Annotated in this window: 2 protein-coding genes; one reads left to right on the forward strand and one right to left on the reverse strand. The window is 36.3% G+C overall.

Features of this window, described 5'->3' with window-relative positions; all coding sequences use genetic code 11:
- Positions 1-32 precede the first annotated feature (32 nt).
- The gene (sucC, locus tag B3J44_RS06650) at positions 33-1,226 is read right to left on the reverse strand and encodes an ADP-forming succinate--CoA ligase subunit beta (protein ID WP_091131042.1); all 1,194 of its coding nucleotides are present in this window, start codon (positions 1,224-1,226) and stop codon (positions 33-35) included.
- 415 nt (positions 1,227-1,641) lie between these two features.
- On the opposite strand from sucC, the gene gltB reads away from it, so the two are divergent.
- Positions 1,642-5,312, forward strand: a 3,671-nt coding sequence (gene gltB / locus B3J44_RS06655) for a glutamate synthase large subunit (protein WP_286967148.1), incomplete at its 3' end; no start/stop codon positions are given.

Raw genomic sequence — 5,312 nt, forward strand, 5'->3', positions numbered from 1 at the left:
GGATTTTCTATATAAATTGATTTCTTATTTAATTAAGAAAGAGCAGCTTTAACTTGGTCAGCAGCTTCTTGGAATTGAACTGCAGATAAGATTGGCATACCAGAGTTGTCAATTAATTCTTTTGCAATTTCAGCATTTGTTCCTTGCAAACGAACGATAATTGGCACATTGATAGCATCTCCCATGTTTTTGTAAGCGTCAACAACACCTTGAGCAACACGGTCACAACGAACGATACCTCCGAAGATGTTAATTAAGATCGCTTTTACGTTTGGATCTTTCAAGATAATTCTGAAAGCAGTTTCAACACGTTTAGCATCAGCAGTTCCACCAACGTCAAGGAAGTTAGCAGGCTCAAAACCAGCGTATTTAATTAAATCCATAGTTGCCATTGCAAGACCAGCTCCGTTTACCATACATCCTACAGTACCGTCAAGGTCAACATAGTTCAAACCAACTTCTTTAGCTTCAACTTCGATTGGATTCTCCTCACGGATATCTCTCATTTCAGCATATTTAGGTTGTCTGTATAAAGCGTTATCGTCAATGTTAACTTTAGCATCAACAGCTAAGATTTTGTTATCAGAAGTTTTTAAAACTGGGTTGATTTCAAACATAGAAGCATCAGAACCAATGTAAGCATTGTAAAGTGCATCGATGAATTTAACCATTTCTTTGAAAGCATTTCCAGAAAGTCCTAAGTTAAAAGCAATTCTTCTTGCTTGGAAACCTTGTAAACCAACAGATGGATCGATTTCTTCAGTAAAGATTAAGTGTGGAGTGTGCTCAGCAACTTCTTCAATATCCATTCCACCTTCAGTAGAATACATAATCATGTTGCGTCCTGTACCTCTATTCAATAAAACAGAAACATAAAATTCAGAAGTTTCGCTTTCTCCAGGATAGTACACATCTTCAGCTACTAATACTTTGTTAACTTTTTTACCTTCAGGCGGAGTCTGAGGAGTAATTAACTGCATTCCGATGATTTGTTCTGCTAACTCTTCAACTTGTTGTAAGTTTTTTGCCAGCTTAACTCCACCACCTTTTCCACGACCACCTGCGTGAATTTGTGCTTTAATTACATGCCATCCTGTCCCAGTTTCGGCAGTTAATTGTTTTGCAGCGGCCACAGCTTCAACTGCATTATTAGCCACGATTCCGCGTTGTACGCGTACTCCGTAACTCGCTAAAATTTCTTTTCCTTGATATTCGTGTATGTTCATAATATAGAATTTGTCTGGTTCTGAATTTATTTCAGAATAAAAGTGCGACAAAAGTAACAAAATACAACTGAAAAGTAAAATCTTTTTTAAATTAATAACGGCTCCTTAAATGATTCTTCAGCTATTTAAATCGAAAGAAAAAAAATCATTAAACAATTGTATCTAAAAAGTTAACACAAAATCGCTAAAACGTTTGAGATTTAACAAAAACTTCACTGATATCAATACCTAAGCGACGATTTTTCTTAATATATTTTAATCGCAATTATGATTTTGATAATTCGCAATGCTTTATCTGATAATTTTATCATTTAAGAACCCTTTTTCTAATATTCCTATAAAAATGAAAGCGAATTCATAATTTCAATACATTATGTTTAACGAAATCTTTATTTTTGTAAAAAAAATATCAAGAATGAGAGTTAAAGAACAAGGGCTTTATCTGCCTGAATTTGAACACGACAATTGTGGTGCAGGATTTATTTGTAATTTGAATGGTATTAAGTCAAATGATATTATTCACAAAGCATTAGACATCTTAATTAAATTAGAACATCGTGGTGCCGTTAGTTCTGATGGAAGAACTGGAGACGGAGCCGGAATTTTATTCGACATTCCTCATGATTTTTTTAAGAAAGTTTGTGACTTTGAAATCCCTGAAGCACGTGAATATGCAGTAGGAATGGTTTTTTTACCAAAAAGCAAAAACCAAGTTTCTTTCTGTATTAATGCATTTGAGGCTACTATTAAAGACCAAAACTTAAAAGTTTTAGGTTGGAGAGATGTGCCAGTTGACGTTGAGAATTTAGGTGAAATCGCCGCAGAAAAAGAACCAACAGTTAAACAAGTTTTCGTTTCTAAAAACGGACAGGATTTAACTGAAAATGAATTTAATGCAAAACTTTTTGCAGCTAGAAAAATTGCTGAACATGCCGTAAGAGGATCTAAAACTTCTGAAAGCCACATGTTTTATTTTACTAGTTTATCGACAACTACTATAATATATAAAGGACTATTGATGCCGGAAGACATCAGCCGTTATTATATAGATTTGAAAGATCCAGACTTGGTGACGCGTTTAGCGCTTGTACACCAACGTTTCTCTACAAATACATTCCCATCTTGGGACTTAGCGCAGCCATTTAGATATATGTGTCATAATGGTGAGATCAATACACTTCGTGGAAACGTAAGCCGTATGCGTGCTCGTGAAGAGCTTATGCAGAGCAAAGTTTTTGGTGATGATATCAAAAAATTATTCCCAATTATCTTAGAAGGAAAATCAGATTCTGCTTCTATGGATATGGTGATTGAACTTCTATTAATGACTGGACGTTCTCTTCCAGAGGCAATGATGATGGTGGTTCCTGAAGCTTGGGAAAAACACCAGACAATGTCTCCTGAGAAAAGAGCTTTCTATGAATACAACGCTTGTATCATGGAGCCTTGGGACGGTCCTGCTTCTATTCCGTTTACAGATGGTAACGTAATTGGTGCTTTACTAGACAGAAACGGATTGCGTCCTTCTCGTTATACATTAACGAAAAGCGGATTCGTAATCATGTCGTCTGAAATTGGTGTATTAGACATTGATCCGGAAGATGTAATTCAGCATGGTCGTTTGGAGCCAGGAAAAATGTTCTTGGTTGATATGAACGAAGGCCGTATCATCGAAGACGAAGAAGTTAAAAAAGCGATAGTTACAAAACGTCCTTACCAGCAATGGGTTGACGAAAACTTATTGCCATTAGCTAGTGTTCCTTACACAAACAACCCAACTCCTGTTGAAAAATTAGATTTCTTAACAAGACAGCGTTTGTTTGGCTATACAATTGAAGATTTAAAAACAATCATCAACCCAATGGGAAGCGACGGAGCTGAAGCAATCAGTTCTATGGGTAACGATACACCTTTGGCGGTTCTTTCAGATCAGCCACAGTTGTTGTACAATTACTTCAAACAATTGTTTGCTCAGGTTACAAACCCGCCGTTGGATGGTATTCGTGAAGAAATTATTACTGACATCAGTTTAGCAATTGGTGGCGATTTCAATATTTTCGAAATTGAATCGAAACAATGTAAAAAATTAAAAATCCAAAATCCGGTTATTTCTAATGAGGATTTGGATAAAATCAGAAATATCGATCACGCAGATTTCAAATCGGCTACTATTTCTACTTTGTATAAAATAGAAAAAGGAGTTAACGGTTTAGAGCGTGCTCTTGAAAAATGTGTTCAGGCTACTTTTAAAGCAGTTAATAAAGGATGCAATATTATCATTTTATCAGATAGAGGTGTAAGCGAAGAATTAGCTCCAATTCCAATGTTATTGGCTTGCTCTTACATTCACCACTCATTGAACATTTTACAGGTTCGTTCTAAATTCGGAATCATTATCGAATCTGCTGAACCAAGAGAACCTCATCATTTTGCTTTATTGTTCGGATACGGTGCTAGTGCAATCAATCCTTACATGGTAAACGAAATCATTCACGATCAAGTTGAAAAAGGTTTCATTACAAAAGTAAAAGCAGATTATGCAGTTGTAAACTACAACAAAGCAATTGCAAAAGGAATCGTGAAAATCATGAACAAAATTGGTATCTCTACTTTACATTCGTACAGAGCTGCTCAGATTTTCGAGATTTTAGGTTTAAACAAAACATTTACATCTAAATACTTCCCTTACACTCCATCAAGAATTGAAGGAATTGGTTTAATGGAAGTGGAGAAAGAGGTTAAAAAACGTTTCCAAAAAGCTTTCCCAAATTCAAAAATTGCAAACTTGCTTTCTCTTGAAATTGGAGGTATTTACAGATGGAGACGTGGTGGTGAAAAACACATGTTTAACCCAACCACTATTTCTAAATTACAACAAGCGGTTCGTTTAAACAGCCCTGAAAGTTATAAAGAATACTCAAATGCCGTTAACGAGCAAAGCTCAAACTTAATGACAATTAGAGGTTTATTTGAATTCAACAATTTAGATCCAATTTCTATTGATGAAGTAGAACCTTGGACAGAAATTGTAAAGAAATTCAAAACGGGTGCAATGTCTTACGGATCTATTTCTAGAGAAGCACACGAGAATTTAGCGATTGCCATGAACAGAATTGGCGGAAAAAGTAACTCTGGAGAAGGTGGAGAAGATCCAAAACGTTTCCAGAAAGAAATTAACGGAGATTCTAGAAACTCTGCAATCAAACAAGTTGCATCAGGACGTTTTGGTGTTTCGATCAACTATTTGACAAACGCTAAAGAAATCCAGATTAAAATGGCTCAAGGAGCAAAACCTGGTGAAGGTGGTCAGTTACCTGGAGAAAAAGTAGTGCCTTGGATTGCTGAAACCAGAAACTCTACTCCTTATGTAGGTTTGATTTCGCCTCCTCCTCACCACGATATTTACTCAATTGAGGATTTATCTCAGTTGATTTACGATTTGAAAAATGCAAATCGTGAAGCTCGTATCAACGTGAAATTGGTTTCTGAAGTTGGAGTTGGAACCATCGCTGCCGGTGTTGCCAAAGCAAAAGCTGATGTTATCTTGATTTCTGGTTATGACGGAGGAACGGGAGCTGCACCTTTAACATCTTTACAACACACAGGTATTCCGTGGGAACTTGGTTTAGCTGAAGCACAGCAAACTTTGATCTTAAACGATTTAAGAAGCCGTGTAGTTTTAGAATGTGACGGACAGTTGAAAACAGGACGTGACGTTGCTATTGCAGCTTTATTAGGAGCTGAGGAATTCGGATTTGCAACGGCTCCGCTTGTAGCTTCTGGATGTATCATGATGAGAGCTTGTCACTTAAATACTTGCCCAGTTGGTATTGCAACTCAGGATCCTGAATTGAGAAAAAATTTCAAAGGAACGCCAGAGCACGTAATCAACTTCATGTATTTTATTGCCGAAGAGTTAAGAGAAATCATGGCTCAATTAGGTTTCAGAACTTTAAAAGAAATGGTAGGTCAGTCACAAAAATTAAATGTGAACAAAGCCATCAAACATTATAAAGCAAATGGTTTAGACTTGTCATCAATTCTATACAAACCGGAAAAAGCGAAAACAGAGCCAAATCATAATAC

This window comes from Flavobacterium sp. UBA4854, from assembly GCF_002399805.1.
Classification (GTDB): Bacteria; Bacteroidota; Bacteroidia; order Flavobacteriales; family Flavobacteriaceae; genus Flavobacterium; species Flavobacterium ginsengisoli.